Origin of the sequence: Novipirellula herctigrandis (assembly GCA_007859835.1) — a bacterium.
GTDB lineage: Bacteria > Planctomycetota > Planctomycetia > Pirellulales > Pirellulaceae > Novipirellula_A > Novipirellula_A herctigrandis.
This window is the reverse complement of record SJPJ01000002.1, coordinates 346,047-369,226: the sequence shown is the minus strand read 5'-3', so window position 1 is coordinate 369,226 and position 23,180 is coordinate 346,047. Positions and strand designations below refer to the sequence as shown.

General features: G+C 52.7%; 18 protein-coding genes. 7 read left to right on the top strand and 11 right to left on the bottom strand.

From position 1 onward, the window contains the following. Positions 1-121 precede the first annotated feature (121 nt). Both CA13_RS32190 and CA13_RS32185 read right to left on the bottom strand, forming a co-directional pair. On the bottom strand, positions 122-643 hold the full coding sequence (locus tag CA13_RS32190; protein ID WP_419195243.1) for a hypothetical protein: 522 nt from the start codon (positions 641-643) through the stop codon (positions 122-124). 456 nt (positions 644-1,099) lie between these two features. After that, complete coding sequence (locus CA13_RS32185; RefSeq protein WP_146404210.1) at positions 1,100-1,750, bottom strand: LuxR C-terminal-related transcriptional regulator; 651 nt, start codon at positions 1,748-1,750, stop codon at positions 1,100-1,102. A gap of 409 nt (positions 1,751-2,159) precedes the next feature. On the opposite strand from CA13_RS32185, the gene CA13_RS32180 reads away from it, so the two are divergent. Then, a complete protein-coding gene (locus CA13_RS32180; RefSeq protein WP_419195242.1) occupies positions 2,160-3,191 on the top strand; it encodes a DUF6923 family protein in 1,032 nt (343 codons plus the stop codon). A 6-nt stretch (positions 3,192-3,197) separates the two neighbouring features. Here CA13_RS32180 and CA13_RS32175 read toward each other — a convergent pair whose 3' ends face one another. The 7 genes from CA13_RS32175 to CA13_RS32145 all read right to left on the bottom strand — a co-directional run bounded on the left by CA13_RS32175 (position 3,198) and on the right by CA13_RS32145 (position 9,318). Then, positions 3,198-4,499, bottom strand: a complete 1,302-nt coding sequence (locus CA13_RS32175; protein ID WP_419195241.1) for a DUF3472 domain-containing protein — start codon at positions 4,497-4,499, stop codon at positions 3,198-3,200. Positions 4,500-4,819: 320 nt separating this feature from the next. Further along, positions 4,820-5,284, bottom strand: a complete 465-nt coding sequence (locus tag CA13_RS32170) for a DUF1801 domain-containing protein (RefSeq protein WP_146404208.1) — start codon at positions 5,282-5,284, stop codon at positions 4,820-4,822. Between the two features lie 118 nt (positions 5,285-5,402). Further along, positions 5,403-6,242, bottom strand: a complete 840-nt coding sequence (gene folP, locus CA13_RS32165; RefSeq protein ID WP_473087520.1) for a dihydropteroate synthase — start codon at positions 6,240-6,242, stop codon at positions 5,403-5,405. Then, the gene (gene lptE / locus CA13_RS32160) at positions 6,239-6,793 is read right to left on the bottom strand and encodes an LPS assembly lipoprotein LptE (protein WP_146404207.1); all 555 of its coding nucleotides are present in this window, start codon (positions 6,791-6,793) and stop codon (positions 6,239-6,241) included. Before lptE ends, folP begins: the two co-directional genes overlap by 4 nt. Next, a complete protein-coding gene (locus tag CA13_RS32155; RefSeq protein ID WP_419195240.1) occupies positions 6,790-8,103 on the bottom strand; it encodes a tetratricopeptide repeat protein in 1,314 nt (437 codons plus the stop codon). The genes lptE and CA13_RS32155 overlap by 4 nt, the downstream gene beginning before the upstream one ends. Beyond that, the gene (gene recO, locus CA13_RS32150) at positions 8,100-8,930 is read right to left on the bottom strand and encodes a DNA repair protein RecO (RefSeq protein WP_146404206.1); all 831 of its coding nucleotides are present in this window, start codon (positions 8,928-8,930) and stop codon (positions 8,100-8,102) included. Before recO ends, CA13_RS32155 begins: the two co-directional genes overlap by 4 nt. Positions 8,931-8,994: 64 nt before the next feature. Then, positions 8,995-9,318 (bottom strand): hypothetical protein, encoded by a 324-nt coding sequence (locus tag CA13_RS32145; RefSeq protein WP_146404205.1) that lies wholly within the window; start codon positions 9,316-9,318, stop codon positions 8,995-8,997. Between the two features lie 142 nt (positions 9,319-9,460). Between CA13_RS32145 and CA13_RS32140 the strand changes: the two genes are divergently transcribed. Together CA13_RS32140 and CA13_RS32135 are read left to right on the top strand one after the other, a co-directional pair. Then, positions 9,461-12,805, top strand: a complete 3,345-nt coding sequence (locus CA13_RS32140; protein ID WP_146404204.1) for a DUF11 domain-containing protein — start codon at positions 9,461-9,463, stop codon at positions 12,803-12,805. Positions 12,806-12,861: 56 nt separating this feature from the next. Continuing rightward, a complete protein-coding gene (locus tag CA13_RS32135; protein ID WP_146404203.1) occupies positions 12,862-14,295 on the top strand; it encodes a sodium/glutamate symporter in 1,434 nt (477 codons plus the stop codon). Between the two features lie 16 nt (positions 14,296-14,311). Here the strand turns inward: CA13_RS32135 and CA13_RS32130 are convergent, their stop codons facing one another. Then, positions 14,312-15,613 (bottom strand): hypothetical protein, encoded by a 1,302-nt coding sequence (locus CA13_RS32130; RefSeq protein ID WP_419195239.1) that lies wholly within the window; start codon positions 15,611-15,613, stop codon positions 14,312-14,314. A 171-nt stretch (positions 15,614-15,784) separates the two neighbouring features. On the opposite strand from CA13_RS32130, the gene CA13_RS32125 reads away from it, so the two are divergent. Then, complete coding sequence (locus CA13_RS32125) at positions 15,785-16,885, top strand: DUF1570 domain-containing protein (RefSeq protein WP_146404202.1); 1,101 nt, start codon at positions 15,785-15,787, stop codon at positions 16,883-16,885. Between the two features lie 4 nt (positions 16,886-16,889). Here CA13_RS32125 and CA13_RS32120 read toward each other — a convergent pair whose 3' ends face one another. After that, the gene (locus CA13_RS32120) at positions 16,890-17,360 is read right to left on the bottom strand and encodes a CorA family divalent cation transporter (RefSeq protein WP_146404201.1); all 471 of its coding nucleotides are present in this window, start codon (positions 17,358-17,360) and stop codon (positions 16,890-16,892) included. 508 nt (positions 17,361-17,868) lie between these two features. Between CA13_RS32120 and CA13_RS32115 the strand changes: the two genes are divergently transcribed. From CA13_RS32115 to CA13_RS32105, 3 genes are all read left to right on the top strand, one after another. Further along, positions 17,869-19,191 (top strand): glycosyltransferase family 4 protein, encoded by a 1,323-nt coding sequence (locus CA13_RS32115; RefSeq protein ID WP_146404200.1) that lies wholly within the window; start codon positions 17,869-17,871, stop codon positions 19,189-19,191. 281 nt (positions 19,192-19,472) lie between these two features. Continuing rightward, complete coding sequence (locus tag CA13_RS32110; RefSeq protein ID WP_419195238.1) at positions 19,473-20,762, top strand: FMN-binding protein; 1,290 nt, start codon at positions 19,473-19,475, stop codon at positions 20,760-20,762. Then, a complete protein-coding gene (locus CA13_RS32105; RefSeq protein WP_419195237.1) occupies positions 20,759-23,170 on the top strand; it encodes a 4Fe-4S binding protein in 2,412 nt (803 codons plus the stop codon). The genes CA13_RS32110 and CA13_RS32105 overlap by 4 nt, the downstream gene beginning before the upstream one ends. The last annotated feature ends 10 nt before the right edge of the window (positions 23,171-23,180 follow it).

Genomic DNA, 23,180 nt, shown 5'->3' with positions numbered 1-23,180 from the left:
TTTTGGTTACGACTAAAACCGCTGCAAACCCAAATGGCTTGTAGCGGTTTCGTCTTTTCGTTAGTTTCGTTTGTTACTGCATCGATCTCATAGAATCAGGTCACAAACCTAACTCGAAATGTTAGTTGGAGGTAACTGTGCCAGTTACCGTGGTCTCGTAATCACCAGCGGCGAATGTACCGAAGCCGTCGGTGACGAAGCTAACGGCAACGTCAAGCGTTGCTCGGCCAAAGCCGTTGGATGTTGCTTGAACCGTGGCAACGCCATCGTTGGTTGCATAGTCGGTAACGTCGGTCGGTGTCGTTACGGTCCAGTTTGCTGCACCTTCTTGCGACGCGACTGAGAGTCCCAATTGAGCGTTTCGTTTGGCAGTCGTATCCGTAATGTGCGTGAACGCTTTGGTTGTCGAAAGCGATACCGTTACTCCGGCAAGCGAGTTGCCGCGAACGACCCAAGGTTGTGCTGGGAAGGCTTGATCATTTTCGGTTTCGTCGTGTGTAATCGAAACGTTGGACGGTGCCGTAATCGAAATTGCGGTGGGGACATTAATGGTGAACTTTTGCGATGCGGTCGTGTCGCCCATTGCAGTTGAAGTGGATGCGAATACGAACAATGCTGCGAGTGTGAATTTGATACTTTTCATGGTGTGTTTCCTTTGCGATAACGCGGTTTTGGAAAAGGGGACAATTGGCTTTGCAATGAATTCCCCGCGTTTACCGTGCTTTCCCTCCGATGCTCACGTTACCGCTTGGCTGATCCGGTACAGGTGGTTTGTAGTAAGTCACGCCTGTAGAGGTCAACGCAATTCATTGCATTTGCCTTTTGCTAGCACCGACGTTTCAAAAGCACTGTATTGGCTTTGGATTCGTGAAACTCCATCAGAAGTCTCGTGGCTGCTAACAATCCAAAACTATGTCAGATTTAGACTTGTACAAACATTCTCGATAGAAGTCCGAGTTTCCCTGACACAGAGGTTGCTAACCTAGGGTTTTGCCGATCGAAATCGCAGAAGTGTCAGGTGTTTCACGTAAGGGTTAGTCTTGATGCCGAAGTCGTTTTCCCTGACAGGCGTGTCAGGTATTTTTTTGTTTTGTGCTAATCAAGCACTTTCCGTAACACAAGGATCGAGGCATTCGCGTGCGAATCGCACCAATTCGGCGCGATCCGCCAATTTGTGCTTTTTCATGATTCGCGATCGGTACGTTTCAATCGTCTTGACGCTTAGGAACAAGGCTTCGGCAACTTGTTGGTTGGTCATGCCGTCGGCCAATTTTCCTAGGACTTCTCGTTCTCGCTGCGAGAGTAACTCGCAAGCGGTCTCTCGATTGACACTATGTGGTGACGGAATCACTCGCAGGGTGTGCGAGTGGCTTATGAACAACCGACCAACATGGACGCTTTGAATCGCAACAACGACCTCGTCTAAGTCAGCGGCTTTTATTAAATAGCCTGACGCTCCTAATGCAACCATTTGAGTGGCGACTTCAGGGCCATCTTTGGCCGTGAACACTAAAGTTCGCAGACGCGGCAATTCTTGGTGCAACTTGCGAAGCATCTCGATCGACTGATCGCCGCCTGCTGTTGGATCGATGATTGCGACATCGGGATTCTTATCGTGTGCAATCCGGATTCCCTCGGCAATCGTGGCGGCTTCGCCAATGATTTCCAGTTCGGAGCGGGATGAGAATGCTTGTTTGATTCCCAATCGCGTTACGGCGTGGGGATCAATGATGAGGACTTGAATGGGCATGGGGAGTGGGCAAGTTCGAAAGAGGTCAGAAAGAGTTTTGCATGCCACTTGGCCCCTGGCGATACAACGTAGTGAATGGGTTTCGAGGATGGAAGGATTCTTGGATAGAAGTTTGCCCCAACAAATCGTTGACTCTTTTTCCAAGGGAAACGTGTCTATTGAATGTTGCCGAAAAACACGTCAATGATGCAAAAATGCAACATGGAATCCCCCGAATCTGTTGTTCATACGCGAAAGTCTGACGGTCGTAGCGATCGTCCGAATTGGGGGATAGCCAGTTGAGCGCAGGTGGGGCGACCTTCCCTTATCGCAACTGTTCTGGCAAGATCTGGGGTCAACTGCTGTAATGATCTTTTCCGCGAAGCGTATCGCATCAAATGCCCATTGAATTTGTGAAAAGGAGTTCATCATGAATCTCTGCAATCCATTGGACCGTTCGAATCCATTGGACCGTTCGAATCCATTGGACCGTTCGAATCCATTGGAACGTTCGAATCCATTGGAACGGTCGAATCCATTGGAACGGTCGGTGATCTTGTCTCGAACGGTACTCTTCTTTGTGGTCGTCTTTCTTTGCTCTCCGGCGTCTGCGGCTTTGATTGCAATTACTGGTGGTGGTCAATCTCGTAGTGTTCTTTTCGAGATTGATCCTCTTGCCGGATCGATTGTTCGGGAACTTGGCGACACGGGGTTGAACCACATCACTGGAATCGCACAGCATCCTTCGAGTGGATTGCTGTTTGCCCATCAAAACATCCGTGGCGTCTCGGATACCGGCAACCTGTTTACGATTGATCCCGAATCGGGATCAACCTCTCTGATTGGCGAAACTGGTACGACCCTCACGGACCTGACCTTTTCCTCCGATGGGACTTTGTTCGGATGGTTAGGGCTCAGTGGAGGCAGCGTCGTCGGCGGCAACATTCACGATCTTGTTCAAATCGATACAACCAACGGCACGCTCACACGGGTGGGCGAGGCTGGTATCGGATCCAACCGCGCAGGTTTAGCATTTCATCCTAACGGGACGCTGTACTTGAAGGCTGGCCAGACGAATGAGATCCCAGAAGATATTTACACCGTAGATCCAAGTACAGGAACCGTCACTCAGGGAATCACGCTGAGTCAACGAGCGACTAATTCGTTGACGTTCGATGAATCAGGCAACGCCTACACGATCAACTTGAAGTCCGATGGATCCTATTTGCAGACGATCAACCTAACCGATGGCATGGTAACGGAAGTTGGTTACATCGGTCCGTTCTCGATTTCTGCGCTAACGTATGCAAACGTCACCGCCGTTCCCGAACCTTCGGGATGGGGATGCATGATGCTTTTGGCTTGCGGTTTGGTGCTGCGGGTTCGCAGTGGTAAATGGACATGCACCCGGAATAAAATCCGTGTCGCGATTTGCTCTCCCATTAGTCGCCTATTCAACTAGCGGGACTCACCTTCGCGGCAGGTCATCGAACTCAATCGCGGGTTGCTGTTCGGCGGTGGAATCACGATCGAAGGTATGGTCAAGCTTGGCGGTTTGATCGAAGAAACCACAGTGGCGAAGAAACAGAGTGTCGTTTTCTGTTCCGCCGTCGAAGTCGAGTCGGTGCCGGCCTCGTGCGGTGTTGTCGCCGGTTAGTCTTGCTCGCGTGATTTCGTGCCAATTGCCTTTGACATCGCAGACCCATTGGTTTCCGTAATAGGCTTTACGTTCGACGTGACCAACATTGGGGTTGAAGTTTTCAAGAAACGAGTGAAAGCCGGTGAGGTGCTTGTCCGTTTTGGGACGCTGAAAACTGGCGATCAGTTGCCACCGGTTGAAGGTTTTCTCTCCAAACCAAGAGGTGTAAAGCGTATTGCCTTCCCCATCCGGTTTGACTTCGGTTAAGAACCGGTAGGTTGTTCCGGCATTCCAGGGGTACACCAGGTAGCTTTGGCCACCGGAACCTTCGTTTCCAAAGTCTTGTGCATGGACACCGTCGCCTTTGGCCAATGTGATCACACGATCTTCTGCAGGAATGTCCGCTGGGTTGTCGGTGCGAAATGGACTCCATACTGAAAAGAGGACGCGGCGTTCCGATTCGCTGTTGACCTGAAAGCCAAAGTAACCTTCGCCAAAACCATTGGCCATGTAATAGGCCCCAGTCGGATCGTACCCGATTGGTACGGTAATCTCGCTATAGGCGTATGTTAGTTTTTTGTCATTGGGAATTCTGTAACTCAAATGAACCGACGGACCACGGCGACCCCAATAGAACATGTTGCCCTGGTTGGTTTTGACATAATCGAGCGTCATGCCATCGACGTCCGACCTCACGACGACTTGGTCGATTTCCGTCACGGCAGAGGATTCACGTTCGGCGCATTGAAGTTTGACCTGAACGTATCCAGGGCCGGATGCATTTATCTCTCCAAGCGGATACAGACGTGCGGGATCGTCGTTCATTTTCGTAGTCAATCGTTCATCGCCAACAAGGGCAAGGATGTCGATTGTTCCCTGCGACGCGCGACCTTTCACGGCTAGCGAGATGTTGCCTGGCCGGTCGACGTGAAAAAAAACACTGTAGGCTTCGTTCGCATTGCCGAACCGCAAATTGCCATCGGATTTCACTGGAAGCCTTCCAGAGTCTGGCTTGCTACGAAAGGTGTTTCCGGCAACCGGTATTGACCATTCGTTGCCGACAGCCGACGTCACAGAGAACGCTAACGTGAGCACGGTAGCAAGAAGAAGCGTGAGCGGGGCTGTTCTCATTTCAATTTGGGAACACAAAACCGTTGAGGAACACCGCCACAAATGCGAACGCCAAGAATAATCAATCACTCGTCTGTCACCTTGAAGAACTAAGCCTAGTTGGAAATCACGGTCGGGCGGCAATTCGATGCAAGTGGGTTTGAGGCCACGACACTGATGATTCTACCGTAATGCTTGCCATCGTGTTGAGTCATCAAATGAATGTGCGAGGCCGTCACATTGACGAGCCCGTTTGAACCGTGAGGGCGTTTTCGCATCCAGACGCAAGGCTCGCCTGTTTGAAAATTCAGCAGCCCCGAATCGATTCTTTCGTCTCGCTACTACTTCTTATTCTTTTCTAATTGCGATTCGTATAGGTGGATCCACTCCGCGGCACTCATCTTGCCGGTAAGCTCTCCGATCAGTTTGTATGGTACTTCATCCATTCTCTTAAACCGGATGCAGCTCTTTCCCATGTCTAACTTCCTCTTGCAATAATTTGGGTATTCGCTGACGAACCAATTCAGCAGAGGGGGGCTGGCATAGATCCCCATGTGATAAAGACCCACAAAGTTTTTTTGGGACGCGATGTTCATGAACGGAAGTGGCCGTTTCGGATCACAGTGGTATCCGCTGGGATACAGCGAAAGCGGAATGACATAGCCGGGCATGCCATAGTTGAGGCATTCTTCAAAGCCTTTGGGCAGATTTTTGAGAATCGTTTGTCGCAACTTCTCTAGCACAGGTTTACGGTCTTCGGGCAACTTGGCGATGTATTCATCGACCGTATTTGCAGGGATCTTCATTATCTGCGATCTCTCGGCGCGTTGGACGTTGGTAGCTTGAATACAAGATCTAGAGATCCAAAATTCGGATGTTTGTGGTCCCCAATAAGATCAGGAACCACATCGGCAGAGCAGAATTTTACTGACCAGAGGATGCTTTGAACAGTTTCAGTGCGTCGACGGTTAGCTTGACGTCGTGGACTCGAACCACGCTTGCTCCGGCTGCGGCGACCGCTAACGAGACACCGAGTGTGCCGGCGGTTCGGTTGGCGGTTTTGTCGCCTAAGACTTTGCCAATGAAACCTTTGCGAGAATGACCGATCAGGAGTGGACTGCCCAGAGCGGCAAACCGACCGGTCGCTCGGAGAAGTTCGATGTTGTGATCGTGGGTTTTCCCAAAGCCAATTCCTGGATCCAAACAAATTCGGTCGCGTTGAATTCCGTAACCTTCGCATTGTTCGCGTCGAGCGATCAAGTAAGTCTCGACTTCACTAACGACATCGTCGTAAGTGGGGTCGTTTTGCATTGTCTGAGGTGTCCCCTTCATGTGCATCACGCACACGCCGACACCGCCTTCGATTGCAACGCGGGGCATATCAGCGTCGCCTTCAAGTCCCGTTACATCGTTGATGATTTCCGCACCGGCCGCGATTGCTTGTCGAGCGACCTCGGCTTTGGACGTATCGATGCTGATCGGGATTACCAGCTCGTTTGCCAGCCGCTCGATCACCGGGATGATTCGCGAGAGTTCTTCGTCGGTGCTTATCGGATCACTATTGGGCCGTGTGCTTTCGCCACCGATATCGATAATCGATGCACCATCGGATTGCATTTGGATGGCAGTGCGAGTCGCATCGCCGGATTGATAGTGTTTGCCGCCATCGGAAAAACTATCGGGCGTTACATTGACAATCCCCATGACCAATGGACGCGCCGTTAAGTCAAGTTGACGCCGGCCGATGTCCCAATAGTCGATCACCAGCGGAATTCCATTTGCGAAACAATGCGGCTTGCCAATTTTTCAATGGCGTCTTGCACTGCTGTGTCGACGGATTGGCCCGCCTCGGGAACGAACCGAGCGGTTTGCCCGAACGCGATCAGGGTGCCGCTATTGGGAACGACCGTGTTTTGCATCAATAGCTCGCCTTGGCGGCTCATCCAATTTGCTTGGACGGAAACGGACATGTCGAGGGCTCGCGGGTCGTCCGAAGCGGTTTCCGTCAAAACCCCCTTACTCTCGGCATTGAACTCGATCAGCAAGGAGCTATCTGCGTTAGGGTCGCCGGTGACCTTATAGGGAGTGCGAAGTTCGATTTCTCGTACCACTGCTTCGGTCAAGCGAACACCAAGGTCGTGCCGGAAGGTTCTGTTGCGAACAATCGGAACATGAACGGTTTTGATATCACTGCGATAAAGCGAGGAAGGGCCGTATTGGTACAACGCGCATCCGCCCGACAACCACAACGTGAAACCGACTGCGGCGAAGGCTAACCCATGATAGGTTCGGCGAGTTAATGCGATTGGGATCATCGAAGCAGTGTGGGTCCTTCGCTTTCAGTGGCGGGTTTGTTGTTATCGTCAAACTTTGGTTCGAGCGGGCTCGATGAAGTCGAGTCAGGAAAGACCGTCGTTAGCCATGACAAACGCTGTGTCGGGACATCGGGCAGCTTTTCAATTTCTGCTAAACGAACTCGCGCGGTTTCGGCGTGTGGCGTGTCTTGGTGGTGTGCCAATAGTTTGTTGTAGTAGTAGCGTGCGGCGCCATACTCTTTTTTCTTTTCACGAAATTCTGCGCGATAGGCCAATCGTTCGGCCGTGTGGAAAGAGATTTCTGCAGCAGCACGGGCGACGATGTCGGCGTACTTTTGTTCCTGCATTTTGTCGGGAAACCGTTTGCGAGTTTGTTGGACCAATTTTTCGGCTTCTTCCAAAATCAAACCGCTGTATTTGGGCCCGGCGTAGATTTCCAATTTGCAGCGAATTCCCAAAAGATGAGCTAGGAATAGGTGGTCACTATCGGTATAGGTCTCACGCAAATCAGTCAAGAATGCGTCAGCCTTGTCAAATTCCTTTTGTCGGATTTCTTCTGCCGCAGCCGCCATCGTGGCATCGTCTGCTAATTTGCCCGTTGGATCGTCGTAACGAATTTGGTCTAACAATCGAATCGCATGACCATCCGAATCAATCATCGGCAAACTGTAGTCGGTTAGATTGGGCAGCTTCCATTTTCCTTCGGTCGCTTTTTCCGTGTCGATCCAATAGCGGGAAATGTTAAACAAGCGTGCTGTGATCAAATCGTTGTGGCGATTCCTAGGGAATTGCTTTTGCAATTTCCCATACGATTCGCTGGCATCGGTCAAACGGTCGGAAAAGAACAAGCTTTCGGACTCCATGAACATCGCATCTTGTTGAAGCGCGGTTCCGGGTGCGGCTTCGGCAGCTCGTCGAAACGTCTTTGATGCTTTATAGAAAGTGTCTTTTGCGGTGAGTCCCTGTTGAGACTGAGCGTCCCGAAAGATCGCGTCGCCCTGTTGGTAAAGCTTTTTAGCTTTGTCGACGTTTTCTTGTTCTTTCATGGTCACAAAGTTGACCACTTTGTCAGTAGATTTTCGCGCCGAATCTACAAAGGATGCCTGCACGACGGGGTCTGGTGTCGGAAGGTCCGATACGTCGCCTCGGGTGAGCGATTCGAATGTGTCCTTCTTTCCTCCGAAGGTTTGGCATCCAACCATGAGGACCGAAAGAACGAATACCAAGACACCCATATTGATCGTACGCATCATCAGTGTTGCTGCGGACGAATGGGAAAACGATTGGAATCGTTGGTGTAGGTGCGTCATGCGGTCGGTTCCGTCCTTTTCGAAGCAGGCAGCGAATTGGGTGCTGGATTATTCGAAGTTGAGCTATTCGTGGCTGGGGTGATTGAATGCGGCAGCAGCGATTGCGTGCGGGGCACCTTGCCCACGACTGATTGAATGTATCGGCTCATCACGGCGCGAAGCTCGCCATAAACCCTCGCAGCAATAAGACTTTGGGGCTCGGTATTGGGTGAAATTATTCGGCGAAGTTCTTCGAGGACCGTTCGTCGAACCGAGATCACGCTGGTTTGCCGAACGGCACAATTGCGGCAGACAATTCCACCGGTGACAAGTGCAAACGGTATTCTCGGTCCCGTCGATTCGACCTCGCCGCCGCAGTCAGTGCACCGATCGATTCCAGGCGCATGGCCGAGCAACCGGAGCAATTGAGCTTCGAAGTAGAGAACGGCAGAGCCGACATCGCCGGTGCCATCGATTTGGTTGAGTGTCGCGATAGTCAAGTCGTAGACGTCGCAGTGGGGGTCATGGTCATCAGTGGATAGCTGCAAAATTTCCGCAAGGTAGTAGCCCGCGTAAACGCGGTCGAGAGAACGCTCGGCTCCGCGAAAACGACGATGCAGCTTCGCTTCAGTAAGCAAATCGAGCGCATCGCTACTCTTACGATGAACGACTACACGACAAACGCTCAACAGGTCAAGCGATCCTTCGAAGGGACCCTTGGGTCGCCGAGCCCCTTTGGCGATCCCAGACAGTTTGCCAAATTCGCGTGAAAACAGCGTCACCACTAAGCTGGTTTCGCTAAATTCGATCGTTCGGAGCACAATTGCGACACTTTGCTCAGCCGACACAGGAGACTCGGAAAACGTGTTTCACGGACGAAAAAAAAAGAAAAAACATGAGTTCTTGGCACCGTTACAATTCGCCACGCTCGCCAAGCATCGTCAAGTAGTCGCTCATTTCCGCAGCCGCGTGCGTGTCACCTTGAGCCCTCGCTTGATCGATCCCATCACGTAGATAGGTGCGGGCTTCGTCCACGCGATCGAGATCCGCGAGCGTTTGGGCAGCCATGAAAAAAGCGGGGATATAGGGGGACGCGTCACGCGTCAACTCGTCTAATCGACTGAGGCTTTCATCGAATTGCTGTTCGTTTTTCAACTCCATCGCCAAGCTATATCGCAAAAACGTGTCGTTTGGCTCGTCCGCTAACATCGCTTCAATCTTTTCTCGTCGGCTCATTGGGGCGTCTCTTCCAGGGGGAATTGCAGGTTCATAGCTGTCGTTATCCGCATAATCGTCAAATTTTACTCATTGAGCACAGACCGAAATGCCGATTCACCACACGGTATCGATCTCTTTCCACAACTACGTGAGATGACGCATGATGCGCGGTAACCGCAAAATGCTTGTGGCAGCGACCTTGGTCGCCATTCCATTTGCTTTCCTCGTCGCAAACCTGTCAACAGGTCAGACACCTATCGATGAATCGACAACGGTCCAACATGCCGTTGCTACTTCGACAGCAGATCCCGGTGAAACCGAGGTCGGCGCGATTAGACAAGTCGTTGGGAAACAATTTGAATCGCGACCCTCAAGTGGCTCAGGCCTTTTGCAGGCCTTCGGTTTCGGCAGTAAAAAAGAAACTCAACCGCGATCGGTCGCTTCGAGCCAAACGAATCATCAACATGAACAAAACCAAACCGGTGGTTTTCTAAGCGGTTTGTTCAAGCGTTCGAGTGGCTCCAGCAAAACAACCCAATCGGCGATGGTGCCTTTGCGTGGATCAAACGATACGACGCAATCTCGCGAGCCAACCGATTGGAGTGGGATTCCTTACCACACCGCGAAATCCGTGCGCAAATCGAATGCGATTCCAACGCCCGCACCGATTCGCGATCCCGGCGTTAGTACGCGTAATACTCGAATCATCCGCGGACGTGCGCCTGAGCCACTGCGTTCGAATTCGACCCAATCGATTTCTCGAATTCCCACCCCGCCGCCGGCGATCCCACAACCGACGGCTACTGCTCGCACGACGACCACTCGCAGTACTCAGCCTCGTACGGTTCAGCCAAGAACCGACACGCCACAAACCATCACTCGTCGCAGCACCGTTGCAGGTTTGTCGAGCGAAACGAGCAGCCGACGAAGTGGCCGCCGCTCGCTAGACGTACTCGATCCAAATGAACCATCGGAACCACAGGAATCCATAGCATCTTCGAGACAAAAGACGACACCAGCGAAAGCTCTCGCAGCACTGGACTTGGTTCCCAAGGTAGCGCGTCGAATCATCACTACGGATGACCAAAGCAACGAGGAGTCGAAGAGCGACAGCACAAACGTGGCTGTGACAAAGCCCGCGAAACCCGCTGCCGAATCAGTCGCGTCAAGTCAAACGACCACTGGCGGCTCCGGTTCCACTTCCGCATCCGGTGCAGGAACAGCTGAGGGAGCGGGGGCGGCTTCCGCAGCAGAATCGATCGCTGCAAAGGCAACCGCGATACCGAAGCCCGCCGCTATCAACGCGGCTGTTCCTTCCGCGGAACTTGCAATGCCAACTGCTGCAGCGAAAGCACCGGCACCGATCGCCGCAGCCCCGATCGCCACAGCACCAATCGCCACAGCACCAATCGCCACAGCACCAAAAGTGTCTGTACCGTCAGCGACCTTGCAAGCACCCAGCTACCAGACTCCATCGATGGATACTACCTCGGTCGCAGCAACCACGCCGCCGAGTTTACCGAGGAACACGAGCAAGAACATAAGCACGACGCCATCGAAAGCGGTTTCGCATCGAGCCGGTCCTCCACCCGCCGCATTTGGCCCGGGTGAGTTCGTTGCGGCAACTCGACCTGCCATTGTCGATAGCCAATCGACGAGCCCGGTTGGCTCTGGCTTGGCGGCACCCCTGAATAACAACGCTACGACGCAGCCTTTCAGCGAACAATACGTTGCACAGCCGAGCAATACGCAAACGGCCCGAAACCAGGCCTACGGAAACCAGGCCTACGGAAACCAGGCTTCCGTCAATCCGACGCCAGCTCGTGGTGGCACTCAAAATGCGTTCGATCTAGCCAACGGCAAGATGACAACGAATGGCCAACCGGTCGAAGTGCAAGAGGATTCGGCAGCGGCCCCAAGTCGTGCAATGGTTGGATCTGGCAACGGCCAAACGGCCGCTGGCGTACCACTACACGACAGCCATCGTGGTGCAGCGGATGACTTCCAACAACCGGGTGACGATGGTTCGCGAACCAACACCGCGTATGCCAATGACATGCGTAATGGGATTAACGGGCGCGAATTGATGCCGGGCCAAAACTCGGTCGCTTCCGAATTGCCAGGCATTCGCGTGGTCACGTTCGGCCCTGGTGAAATTATGATTCGTCAAACGCGGCAATACGAAATTCGGGTGGAAAATCGCGGGGCAATTAACGCCGAAGGTATCTTGGTTCGTGCAATCGTTCCTGATTGGGCTGAAATCCAAGGACACAAAGTGTCACAGGGTTCCATCGAAAACGAAGCTCAAGGACGCGGCGAATGTATGGTATGGTCGATCCCGTCATTGCCGGCGGGCAGTGTAGAGCGGATGTTCGTTCAGCTGCGTGCTGAGCGTAGTGGAACACACGATTTGGATGTCGACTGGACGTTGTTGCCACAACATGCCATCGCAACCGTGAAGGTCCACGAACCTCGTCTCGACCTAACCATCGACGGCCCCGAAGAAGTGATCTATGGCGAATCGCAAACCTACACCGTTCGCGTCTTGAATCCGGGCGATGGGACTGCACCAAATGTTGTGTTCACGTTGTCTCCGAATTCGGCAACGCCACAAACCCAGCGTATCGGCGACATCCCAGCCGGCAAGGAAGCTCAATTCGAAGTTGAGCTCACTGCACAAGACTTGGTCGACTTGAAAATCCACGGTTTGGCTTCCGGTGACTTGGACCTACGAGCCGAAGCGGAAAAAACGATTTCTGTTTCTGCTGCGAAACTCGAAGCAATGTTGACGGGGCCCGAAATTCGGTACCAAAACACGGAATCGTTGTATAACCTCGAAGTCCAAAACAACGGGACGGCGACGAGCGAAGATATCACCGCTACGCTACGCATGCCGAGCGGTGTGAAATACCTTGGCGGTATCGAAGAAGCGTCCCCTGAAACGGGCGTGCTGGCGTGGACCGTTAAGGCATTGGCACCTGGTGCGAGTCGCAACTACCAATTCCGTTGCAATATGACTGCAACCGGGGAACAGCGTTTCGCTTTCGAATGCAAGGGCACCGCAGCGGGGCAAACCAGTGTCGCACTGGCCACTCGTGTCGAATCGATCGCTGACTTGGTCTTGACGATTAACGATCCGGCCGCACCGGCACCGATCGGAGCTGACGTGACATACGAAATCGTTGTACGAAACCGCGGCAGCAAAGAGGCCACCGATGTGCGAGCGATCGCGCAATTCAGCCATGGTATTGAACCGAGCCGTATCGAAGGCCAAAGTGGTGAACTGCTGACTGGGCAAGTCGTCTTCGATCCGATTGCCAAAATCGCTGCGGGTCAAGAAGTGCGGATGCGAGTGGTGGCCAAGGCCGATCGCGCTGGACACCATCGCTTCCGAACGGAAGTCCGATCGGGTGATACGGTTCTGGTCGCCGAAGAAGCGACTCACTACATGAGTCCACAAAGTGACCGTGTGAGTCGACACAGTAGCGATTCACAAACACGGTAACGATAAATCAAATGCCGGGCATTGTTCTCGATTAAAACGCGATACAATGTCCGGCTATGATTTTGGCTCTCGTTTTCACCGCAATCTTGCTCGTCATCGGTGTCGCAATGCGACTCCGATTTTTTCTTTTTCGGTGGCTCTATGTTCCCGCGTCGGTGATCGCAGGAATCGTTGGATTGGCCGTCATCCAGCTTAGCCACATCGAGGGCATGCCCGACTCGATCGAATGGACCGCCCATTCGATCGCGGAAACACTCGACACATGGCCAAGTTGGCTGATTGCCGTGGTTTTTGGGGGAATGTTACTTGAGCGAAAATCGACGCCACTGCGAGAGAAAGCGACGGACGTCGGTCGCCAAGCGTTGATGGTTTGGATCATCGTACTTGGTGAAACCGCCGTTGGTCTTCTCGTGACATGGTTATTGATCCGCCCATTTTTCGACGTTCCTGCTTCCTTCGGGATGCTGATTGAAACGGGATTCGCGGGCGGCCATGGTACTGCGGCTGCGATGGGCGAAGTTCTGCGCCATGATTCGATTGGACTTTCATCAGGACGCGACTTGGGCATTTTGATGGCGACGGTCGGTTTGATCTACGGCATTCTTAGCGGAATCGTTTGGATCAATGTGGCTGCTCGTATCGGTTGGATCAAGAATCACAGCAGGGGCGAGGTGCAAGGAAACGACACGAAACTGAAACCGATTGGTTACGCTCGCATCCGAAACGAAACACTGGATCCGCTACTACTGCAAATCGTATGGTTGTTGTTGGCCGTGGGGATTGGGTTGATCCTGCAGCAAATGGTGCTGTCAACAGCTGGCTTAGCCGATGGTTTTATTCATCAAGCGAGTCAAGCGAGTCAAGCGAGTGCCGCTGAGCGTGAGTTGTCGGAACGATTGACGTTTTTGCGTCTGGTCGACTTCCCGTTGTTCATCTACACACTGTTCGGCGGCTTGTTGCTTCGGCATTTTCTGCAGTTTCTCCACTGCGACCAATTGATTGATTCGGATTCGATTGCTCGGCTCACGTCGGCATCGATGGATGTGTTGGTCGTTGCCGCGATTGCGTCGATGAATTTGATGGCGGTTGCCAGCTTGATCGTGCCGTTTTCGATTCTTGTGTTCTTTGGTGCGGTTTGGACGGGGGTTTGCCTGATGGTGATTGCACGTCGGGTGTTGCCCAGCCGTCATTGGTTCGAGCTTGGGTTGATCAATTTTGGAATGTCTACCGGAACGACAGCGACGGGGTTTGTGTTGCTTCGGCTGGTCGACCCGCAACTTGAAACCGATGCGGCGGAAGATTACGCGTTGGCCGCCCCATTTTCGGCCCCATTCATTGGCGGCGGCATCGTGACGTTTGTGCTTCCGCTGTTGGTGCTAGAACGCATTCCGATGGGCATTTCCGCGATCGTGGTCACGGCAATGGTTGCGGCACTTGTCGTCGTCGGGATTCGTTGGAAATCACGTCATTGGTCAGCCGAGACGACATGATTTGGAAATTCTCCACTTATGGCAATGGGATATCTTGGACGACAAACGAAACTTCGTTTTCGACTACGGCAGTAGGGGATTCATAGATAAAGGTCGATTGCCCTACGTCGTCGCCTAGATCGAAAAGGTAGCCGATTCCCACGCCATCGCTCGTTTGGCGATAGACTTCGTAACCAAGATGCTCGGCACGCGAGCCATCGGCTTGTCGAACGAAAGCTTTGTTTTCAAAAATCCATTGTCGGTGGCTTTCCAATGATCGGCCGGCGTCTTCAAGTCGCACACCAACGCGGATTTCATGCAGCGGCCCGTTTTGCCGGATCGCTTCGATCTTCACTTCCATCGAATCAATCTTTTTGCTGGCGGCCGGTTCGGATAGAGCTAACTCAAATTTCTGGCGTTTGCCGGGCAGCAATGCCTTGATCATACCCGAGAGTGTCTCGATTTTCTCGGGCTGGCCCGCCGGTAATTGCATCGGCAAAAAGAACTCGCTAAACGCGATATCACTGTTGGTGGCAATATCAATCGTCTCGCCCGAACTTTGTGGCTTCAGCATCGCGCCGTCATCAAGCTTGCCTCGCAATTCACCAATCGGAATACTCATTCCAATCGGGGTCAAACGCGGTTCCCAACTGATTTCCATGCTAATGTTCAACGCGCTCAACTTAGGATGATTCAACACTCGGCGCGACGTAATGGATGTCGGCTCGATTCGATAGACACCTGTGTAAGCAGCTGAATCGACTCGCGATGGTCGATCGGCTTCACGACGCGTCAGTAGTAGGGTCTCGCGATCACCGCCGTAAAAATTGATGTCCAAGTCCGCCTGGTCGAGGACATAGTCGACGGCGTGCCAGAACGAAAGGGGCGTTTGGACCGATTCGATTGGCTGTGAAATATCCCCTTCATACTCAAATTCAATCTCGCTGTCGCGGCTAATCGCTTCGAGGGCAGCGCCGAGTGTGTTGACTCGGTCTAATCGGATCGCGATCGCTTTGGACTGTGTTTTTGCACGAGCGGCTTCAAGCGTTTCGCGAACACGGATCAACCTTTCCGATGCTTCCGGCGACATCCCTACTCGACTCTCGGGCAAAAACTCTAGAGCCTCGGGGCCAGCTTTGATTAACGCTCGCTCAGCCGATTGACGCCGCGAAGCCGTAGACGCATCGAGTTGGTCAAGCCATTCCAATACATCGGACTTCAAATCCGTTGGGGGATCTTGTGCGTGGGTGTGGGCGGGCGACAGCAGGCAAAAGATCAAGGCAAATAGCAGTGCCGATGCACGGTTAGCCCAAAAATGAAAAATTGGTATTGTCGTCATCTTCGTTACGATCCTTGCCATTTGTACGTGCTTCTACATCGATTTGCACGACCAATCGGGTGGCGAGTTGGAAAATTGGCCCGTCCGAGGGTGCGTTAGTCTGACTTTGTTTTGATTCTAACCTACCGTTTCAGTACTCGCACGCTTACCGCACTGCAACGGAACTGATTGATGGTTTTTCGCACATTTGTCCGCATCGATATCCTTCTTCTCGTCATACTTGCGACGCAACTCGGCAATGGTCAGGGCCATTTTTGTCAAGCGCAATCCCCTGGGCTGATTGAGTTTTCGGTGGGTGGCGAGCGGCTTCGTGGAATGACTTTGGTCGCGTTGGCTCATGAAATGATCGTGATTGGCCGCGACGGTTGGCTTCATTCGATCGATCCAAGGAGCGACCAAACACAAGTCCGATCGATCCCCGAAGCCTATTCGCCTGTTTCGGTTCCCGAGCTTCGCAATCAACTTCGCGCCGAGTTCGGCAGCCAATTTGAAGTTTTAACGACCTCGAATTTCCTTGTCGTACAACCGAAAGGACGGGGGGATCGATGGCCGAATCTATTTGAGAAGTCGCATCGCGGTTTCGTCAGTTTCATGGCTCGACGTGGTGTCCATATTCGCCAAGGACGTTTTCCGATGGTCGCGATTGTTTTTCCCGATGAAGTATCGATGTACGAAGCGTTCAAGAAAGAGAAGATCGACATGACACGGGTGGCGGGTGTCTATTCGATTTTGTCTAACCGGGTAATGACGCACGACGGGCGCACCTCGTCGGTGATCGAAGCGACCGTTCGCCACGAAGCGGCGCATCAGTCAGCTTTCAACAGTGGGGTACATAGCCGAGTCAACGACACGCCGCGTTGGGTGACCGAGGGGATTGGTCAAATGTTTGAACCCGAGGCCATGACCACCGCACAGAGTCCTTCACAACGCCGCGAGCGAGTGAATGCGGATAGCATGATGGTGATCAAGAAGATGGCCTCGGAAAAAGATTCAGAGTCATTGGTCCAGCAAATGCGTAGTCTGATTGGAAGCGACGCGAAGTTCAACGATGACAAGCAAGTCGATGCTGCATACGCGATCTCTTGGGCAATGATGTTCTATTTGTCTGAACGTCAACCAAAGCAATTTGCAGCGATTTTGAATCACACCGCTTCGCGGGCACCGCTGAAGAAATATGCCCGTGATGCACGCTTGGCTGATTTTGAAAATATCGTTGGCATGAGCCTCAACGATTTCAGCAGCCGAGTGTCAATGTTCCTGAGAACGTTGTAGGAATTCATTTTCTTGCGAGCCATCCACGGCGATAGAACATCCATAACATGGCCGACGCGATGATCCCCATTAGGAACAGGGCGAACGGGTAACCGTATTTCCATTCCGTTTCGGGCATGTTCCAAGGCGATCGACCATGGTCAAAATTCATCCCGTAAACGCCTGCGACGAACGACATCGGAATGAAGATCGTCGAGATAATCGTCAACAACTTCATTACGTCATTGGTACGCTGTGACAAACTGGTGAAGTATAAATCTCGCAAATCTGTCACCACTTCGCGGAATGACTCGGTCACATCAAGAATTTGGCTCGCATGGTCCGAGCAATCTCGCAAAAAAAGCAAGGTGTGCTGTGAGAAATGGTCATCGCTTGATTGCAGCAGTCGTTGGATGGTTTCGCGGTGTGCCCAGGCTGCTTTGCGTAAAATCGCGAGTTCGCGTTTCGCATCGCGAATGTGCGAGTGGTCCTGAATATTCGGAGGTCCTGGATATCCGGCGACTCGATCAGGGAGTCTTTCAAGTTAACGGATTGCGATTCCCGCACCTCCTTTTTGGAAAAAACGATTTGCTCGACCTGCGTTGGCAAGGCCAAGTCGGAAGGGCGGATTTCTCCGGGAACCGATCCCGCACGACTTCGGCGTTGGAATGGTCGATAGAAGCGGCGCCGGAATTTGTGTCGCCGTGGTTTGGCGTGTTCGGAAGGGTTCAATGCAGGTTCCTCGAATCAGATGCCAATTGATAGCCCCAATCATTAGCGATCGGAATGCTCGCTGACAACCGGATAATCGTTACAAACCGAATCGCTTACCGTCGGTTCGCATCGGTTCGCCGAAGTCGACGTCTTGGCCGCCGCATTGGGCCCAGGATCGAACAAAAGTCTCAATAGGCGCTCGTTGGTCGTAGACGGCAGCTTGCTGCGCCGTTTTCGCCGTTTCCATTTGCCGATCACTTTGTGTCGACTATTTCGTACCTAAATCCACCATGCTTGAAAACCTGACCCCCTCATCGTTCGCAGGTCCATCGGTGCCCGTGTTGGTTCCGATGCCAACCCATATGGAGTTACCTAGTCAGTCGCAGAAGGATCTCAAACGCGACCTGCAAATCAACGCGAAAGTGCTGCATGTGGTCAATGGCGAACATTTTGCCGGAGCCGAACGCGTTCAATCGCATTTGGGCCGCTGTTTACCTGAGTTCGGCGTGACGGCAGACTTCGTTTGCGTCAAGCCAGGAATGTTCCCCGATGTACTCGCCGAGCATAATCGATCATGGGGACGATGTCATACGGCTCCGATGAAAAGTCGCTTTGATATGCGGACGGCGTTCCATGTACGTGATTTGGTCAAAGCTTACGGCTACGAATTGCTTCATGCCCACACGCCTCGGACTGCCTTGATTGCGTCGGCTGCATCGCGATTGTGTCGCATTCCCTGGGTTTATCATGTCCATAGCCCAGTTGCACGCGATTCCGCTAACGCTTGGAACAACCGGATTAACCATTTCATAGAGAAGGTCTCGCTTTATGGATGTTCCCATTTAATGACTGTGTCGGAAAGTTTGCGACTAGAGACGATTGCCAAAGGGGCGTCCGAATCGAAAGTCACGGTTGTTCACAATGGCGTGCCAACCATCCGTCCCAAACGCGATCAATTCCCGCAGCCCGGCGGTCGATGGGTGCTTGGGATGGTTGCACTGATGCGTCCACGCAAAGGTCTGGAGGTAGTCCTTGAGTCGCTGGCGATGCTAAAAGCCGAAGCGCTTGATGTTGTTTTGCGAATCATTGGTCCTTTTGAGACCGAAGCATACCGTAGTGAGATTGAGGAAATGATCCACCGGTTGGATATTGCTGACCGAATCGAGCGAGTGGGTTTTACCAATGACGTTCCAGCGGAGCTTGTGAAAACAGACGCGTTGGTATTACCGAGTCTATTTGGCGAGGGCTTGCCAATGGTGGTTTTGGAAGCCATGGCAGCCGCTGTGCCAGTGATTGCAACGCGAGTCGAAGGAACGCCCGAAGCCGTTACCGATGGGGGTGAAGGCTTGTTGGCCGAGCCACGCGACCCTGTTTCTCTTGCCAAGTGTATTCGCGAATTGGTTTCAGGCAAATTCGATTGGGTAACAATGTCCGAAGCGGCATACAAACGTCAAACCGAATGTTTTTCGGACCTGGCGATGGCACGTGGAACCGCGGAAGTCTACGCAAAAGTGCTCGGTAAAGGTGTCGGAGGGCTTCGCGAGGGCAAACATTCGGAGGGTTCCAGCGAATGCGCGGCGTCCCGTCCGCTGGCTGCGACATCTTCTGACTGACGCTCTCTCTTCACGCAATGCCTCGCATGAGTGGTTAGCATGCCATGACTTGCCCCCGCCCGGAGGTAGCAAAGTCGACTACATTGGTTGTGTGCCACCTTCTTTAGATGGAATTGCCGGTGACACGCCTGTTGCTGTTCACACGACAGGTTTGTCATTGTTACATTTAGTGATGTTGGCGTGACCTCTTTGTGGGACGAAGAGACCAACTAACGGCCAATGCCGATTAGTCAATGAGCCGACGGCAGTAACTCAATCGTAGAAGCAGCAAAGGAATGGAAATGCGTTTCGTCTTGTTGACACGGGTGTGTATGGTTTTCTTGTGCAGTGCAATCCTGTTTGCACCGTCCGTTGCGATGGCAAGTGAAGACGTCGTTGAGATGCTTAGTGGCGCCAAGGCGTCAGGGAAAGTCACGGGCATTCGTCAAGCCGATAAGGAATTTGATTTTGAAATCGTCCTCGGTAATCAGGTGGAAGTCAGTACGTTTGCGTTTTCGCAGGTCCATGCAGTCACGATCAACGGAAAACGCCATGTTTTGACGGGAAAACGAGCGGCCGGGGCTGGCCAAGCGATGGTCCGGACCGAAACGGAAGTGTTGCAGTTGATTGAATCCTCCGGTCGAAATCAACCGGATTGGTTCGAGTCGACCTCTCTCGATTATCCCAAATCGCTTGATTTGTCCTGGCCTTTGCGGCCGCCAACAAAGCAATGGAATAACCAACGCAATGTGGGGCAGTACTTGTGGGATGTTATTTACCCAAACCCGTCCCGGTGGAAATCGGGGGCTCGGCTGATCGATCATGAAATGGCGTTGCACAAGAACTCGCCATCGCTGCAGCAGCGAGATATCCAAACTTTGGGGCGAATGTATTTTCAGCTGTTTCAAGATTACCCTCGCGCTGCGTTTTGGATTCGCCAACTAGATCCCTTGCCGAATAATAATTTGAAGATTCAATTGGCGGAATGCTATTGGCGTCTTGGGTGTGAGCCCTTGGCAATGGAGTTACTCAACACGTCGCCGCTTCCGATTCAAGCAATCAAATTGCTTGGCGATATGGGACACACGGATCGGGCAATACAATTGGGGCGGTCAGCCTTGAAAACAAGACAAGCAACCGTAGCGTGTTTGCTAACGGCCGATGCTTGTCGGCAAGATGGTCGCTACGAGGATGCGGTCATGTTTTATGAGCAAGTTCTGAGTTTGCCTCCGTTTCGAAATCCGGCGGTCACGCAGCGCTTTCATGGTCGCGCCAAAGATAGCATCGAGGCGATTCGGTTGCTTGAGCAAGCCGATGTTCGCCAAGTTGCCGACGGCACGTATCGCGACAGTAGCGTTGGATACACAGGACCCGTTAGTGTTGAGGTGGTCGTCGAAAATCACGCGATCACGAAAGTCCAGGTGACTAAACACACCGAGAAACAATTTTATGCTGCATTGACGGATACGCCGAAGCGGATCATCGAAAAACAATCGGTTCAGGGCATTGATGGAACGAGCGGGGCGACCATTACTTCGCAGGCGATTGTAAACGCTACAGCCAAAGCTCTTTCGAAAGGAAGCTCTAGGTGAGCCAACGAGAAGGGATTCGACGAACAGACATTCGACGAACAGACATTCGACGGACAGACATTCGACGGACAGGGGTTCGACGGACAGGGGTTCGACGAAAAGGGGCGTTTCGATTGCAATGGTTTCTTCCCACGCTTCGAAAACGACGTTCCGATCGCGAAGATCCGCGAACGTTGCTGCCGGTGGGCATCGCAAGGCGAGTTTTGCCGCAGTCCTGGTTTTCGGACATGGACCGAGGACGCGCCGGAACGGTTCGTAAGTTTCTTCGCCGACTAGGACCAAGCGTCGTAGCATCACCGGTTCGTCGAGCATCGCAAGCGATTTGTTTCCTGCTGTTTCTGTATTTGTTCTTTTATGTGTGTTGGCCTTACGATGCACAGCCTTTGACGTCACAAAATCAATCACCCCAATGGACGCTTACGGAACTTCGAGACGATGGAGCGGTGACCTGGCAACACGAGTCGATACCCAAGTGGTTGCGGACAAAAAGTCTGCAAGCAGATGGCGATTTGGTCTATGTGATCGATGGTTCCGCCGCCAGTGACCGGGACGGCGAGCTTGGCGGTTTCTCGATTGAAAATATTGCCGAAGATACTGTTACCATGCGGCCGTCGGGCGTGCTGTCGCCAACTCAGTTCAACCGAATGCTCATGACTGCGGGGCCTTGGACGTTGGCGGAATCCTCACCTACCGCGTGGCCTTCGCATTACGCTGACAATCTAAGCAACAAAGAAAGGCTGCCGGCCGAGTTGTTTTTGGCAATCGATCCGCTGGTCAGTCTTTCCACCGCAGTTGCCTCACGCCAATGGGTATGGTCGCTGGGCTGTGCTGCAATCCTCTTGGCGATTTGTATCGTGGTGCCACGTGGATTCTGCGGCTATTTGTGTCCGCTGGGGACTCTGATCGATCTGTTTGATTGGTCAATCGGTTCTCGTGTTACGCGGTTTCGTGTTGCTCCGGACGGTTGGTGGGTTCACGTCAAATACTACCTGCTGCTTGGAACGATGTTGTGTGCATTGTTTGGAGTCTTGGTCTCAGGCTATTTCGCTGCGATTCCCGTAATCACGCGAGGCATGTTGCTCTTTGGCGATCCGTTACAAATCGCTGGTACTCGCGGTTTGCATCAAATACCTTCGCTGCATTTCGGACACCTTGTTTCGATTGTTCTGTTTTTGGGCGTGTTTGCACTTGGTTTTTTGCAACCACGTTTTTGGTGCAAATATGTTTGTCCGAGTGGTGCCGTTTTCTCGCTCGGCAATCTGTTTCGAGTGACGCAGCGAAAAGTGGAATCGAGTTGTATCCATTGCGACAAGTGTATTGAGGTTTGCCCGTTCGACGCTATCAAGCCCGATTTCACAACTCGCACCACCGACTGTACGTTCTGCCAAACTTGTGGTGGCGTGTGCCCGGTTCATGCAATCAAGTTTGTTCCTCGAGGCGATGTGTTTGAATTAAAACTTGCTAATGATCCGCCGACGGGCGAAACAGCAATAGGGCGGCGTGGATTTTTGTCGCTCGCCGCTGGGACCAGTGCGGCGGCGATCGGCACAGGAATCGTGAAAAAAACGATGGGTGTCAGCGGAGCCGATCTCGATGATCCGGCATTTCCCCGACCCGTTCGACCGCCAGGCAGTGTCCCCGAGGCGGAGTTTTTGGAAATGTGTATTCGCTGCGGCGAGTGTTTCAAAGCATGTCCGAATCACGTTCTACAGTTGGAAGGATTTCAACAGGGCTGGGCGGGATTGTGGACCCCGATGGTGAATGCAGATTGGGCGGGCTGCGAATCGAGCTGCAACGCATGCGGCCAAGTCTGTCCGACCGGAGCGATCCGAGCGTTACCGATGGAAGAGAAACGATATGCAAGAATGGGGTTGGCGGTCGTCAATGAATTGACTTGCCTGCCAATGGCCGGCATTGAGGCTTGTCAGTTATGTGTTGATGAATGTGTGTCAGCCGGCTATGAGGCAATCGAGTTCCATCAAGTTCACACGCAAGTTGACGAGTTTGGAGTGCCGATCGAAGGTAGCGGTTTCTTGGCGCCGGTGGTTTTAGCGGACAAGTGTGTCGGTTGTGGTCTATGCCAAACGCGTTGCAATGTCATTAACGTCAAACAATCAGGCAGCTTGCAAGGTTCGGCAATCGTGATCGAAGTGGGCGATGGGAAAGAGGATCGCATGATCACAGGTTCGTATCGAGAACGACGACTTGAGCGGCGGCAACGCGAACAATCCGGCAACGGAATCCCGTCCGATATCGATGCACCTTTTGTTATCGATGCTCCTTTTGGTGTCGATGCTCCGACGGATATCGACAACCTGCCGACCAAGGAGGACTCCCAAGAATCGTCGTCGCAGCCAGAGCCCATTGATCTTGACGATCCGTTTGGGCTCGGAGCTAACAGCAACTAAGGACGTAACA

Coding starts and splice junctions, on each gene's coding strand:
- CA13_RS32130 (WP_419195239.1), bottom strand. CDS start 15,613: ATGACGACAATACCAATTTTTCATTTTTGGGCTAACCGTGCATCGGCA.
- lptE (WP_146404207.1), bottom strand. CDS start 6,793: ATGATCCCAATCGCATTAACTCGCCGAACCTATCATGGGTTAGCCTTC.
- CA13_RS32110 (WP_419195238.1), top strand. CDS start 19,473: ATGCGTTTCGTCTTGTTGACACGGGTGTGTATGGTTTTCTTGTGCAGT.
- CA13_RS32180 (WP_419195242.1), top strand. CDS start 2,160: ATGAATCTCTGCAATCCATTGGACCGTTCGAATCCATTGGACCGTTCG.
- CA13_RS32140 (WP_146404204.1), top strand. CDS start 9,461: ATGATGCGCGGTAACCGCAAAATGCTTGTGGCAGCGACCTTGGTCGCC.
- CA13_RS32170 (WP_146404208.1), bottom strand. CDS start 5,284: ATGAAGATCCCTGCAAATACGGTCGATGAATACATCGCCAAGTTGCCC.
- CA13_RS32155 (WP_419195240.1), bottom strand. CDS start 8,103: ATGACGCACCTACACCAACGATTCCAATCGTTTTCCCATTCGTCCGCA.
- CA13_RS32175 (WP_419195241.1), bottom strand. CDS start 4,499: ATGAGAACAGCCCCGCTCACGCTTCTTCTTGCTACCGTGCTCACGTTA.
- CA13_RS32190 (WP_419195243.1), bottom strand. CDS start 643: ATGAAAAGTATCAAATTCACACTCGCAGCATTGTTCGTATTCGCATCC.
- CA13_RS32135 (WP_146404203.1), top strand. CDS start 12,862: ATGATTTTGGCTCTCGTTTTCACCGCAATCTTGCTCGTCATCGGTGTC.
- CA13_RS32145 (WP_146404205.1), bottom strand. CDS start 9,318: ATGAGCCGACGAGAAAAGATTGAAGCGATGTTAGCGGACGAGCCAAAC.
- CA13_RS32125 (WP_146404202.1), top strand. CDS start 15,785: ATGGTTTTTCGCACATTTGTCCGCATCGATATCCTTCTTCTCGTCATA.
- CA13_RS32185 (WP_146404210.1), bottom strand. CDS start 1,750: ATGCCCATTCAAGTCCTCATCATTGATCCCCACGCCGTAACGCGATTG.
- CA13_RS32115 (WP_146404200.1), top strand. CDS start 17,869: ATGCTTGAAAACCTGACCCCCTCATCGTTCGCAGGTCCATCGGTGCCC.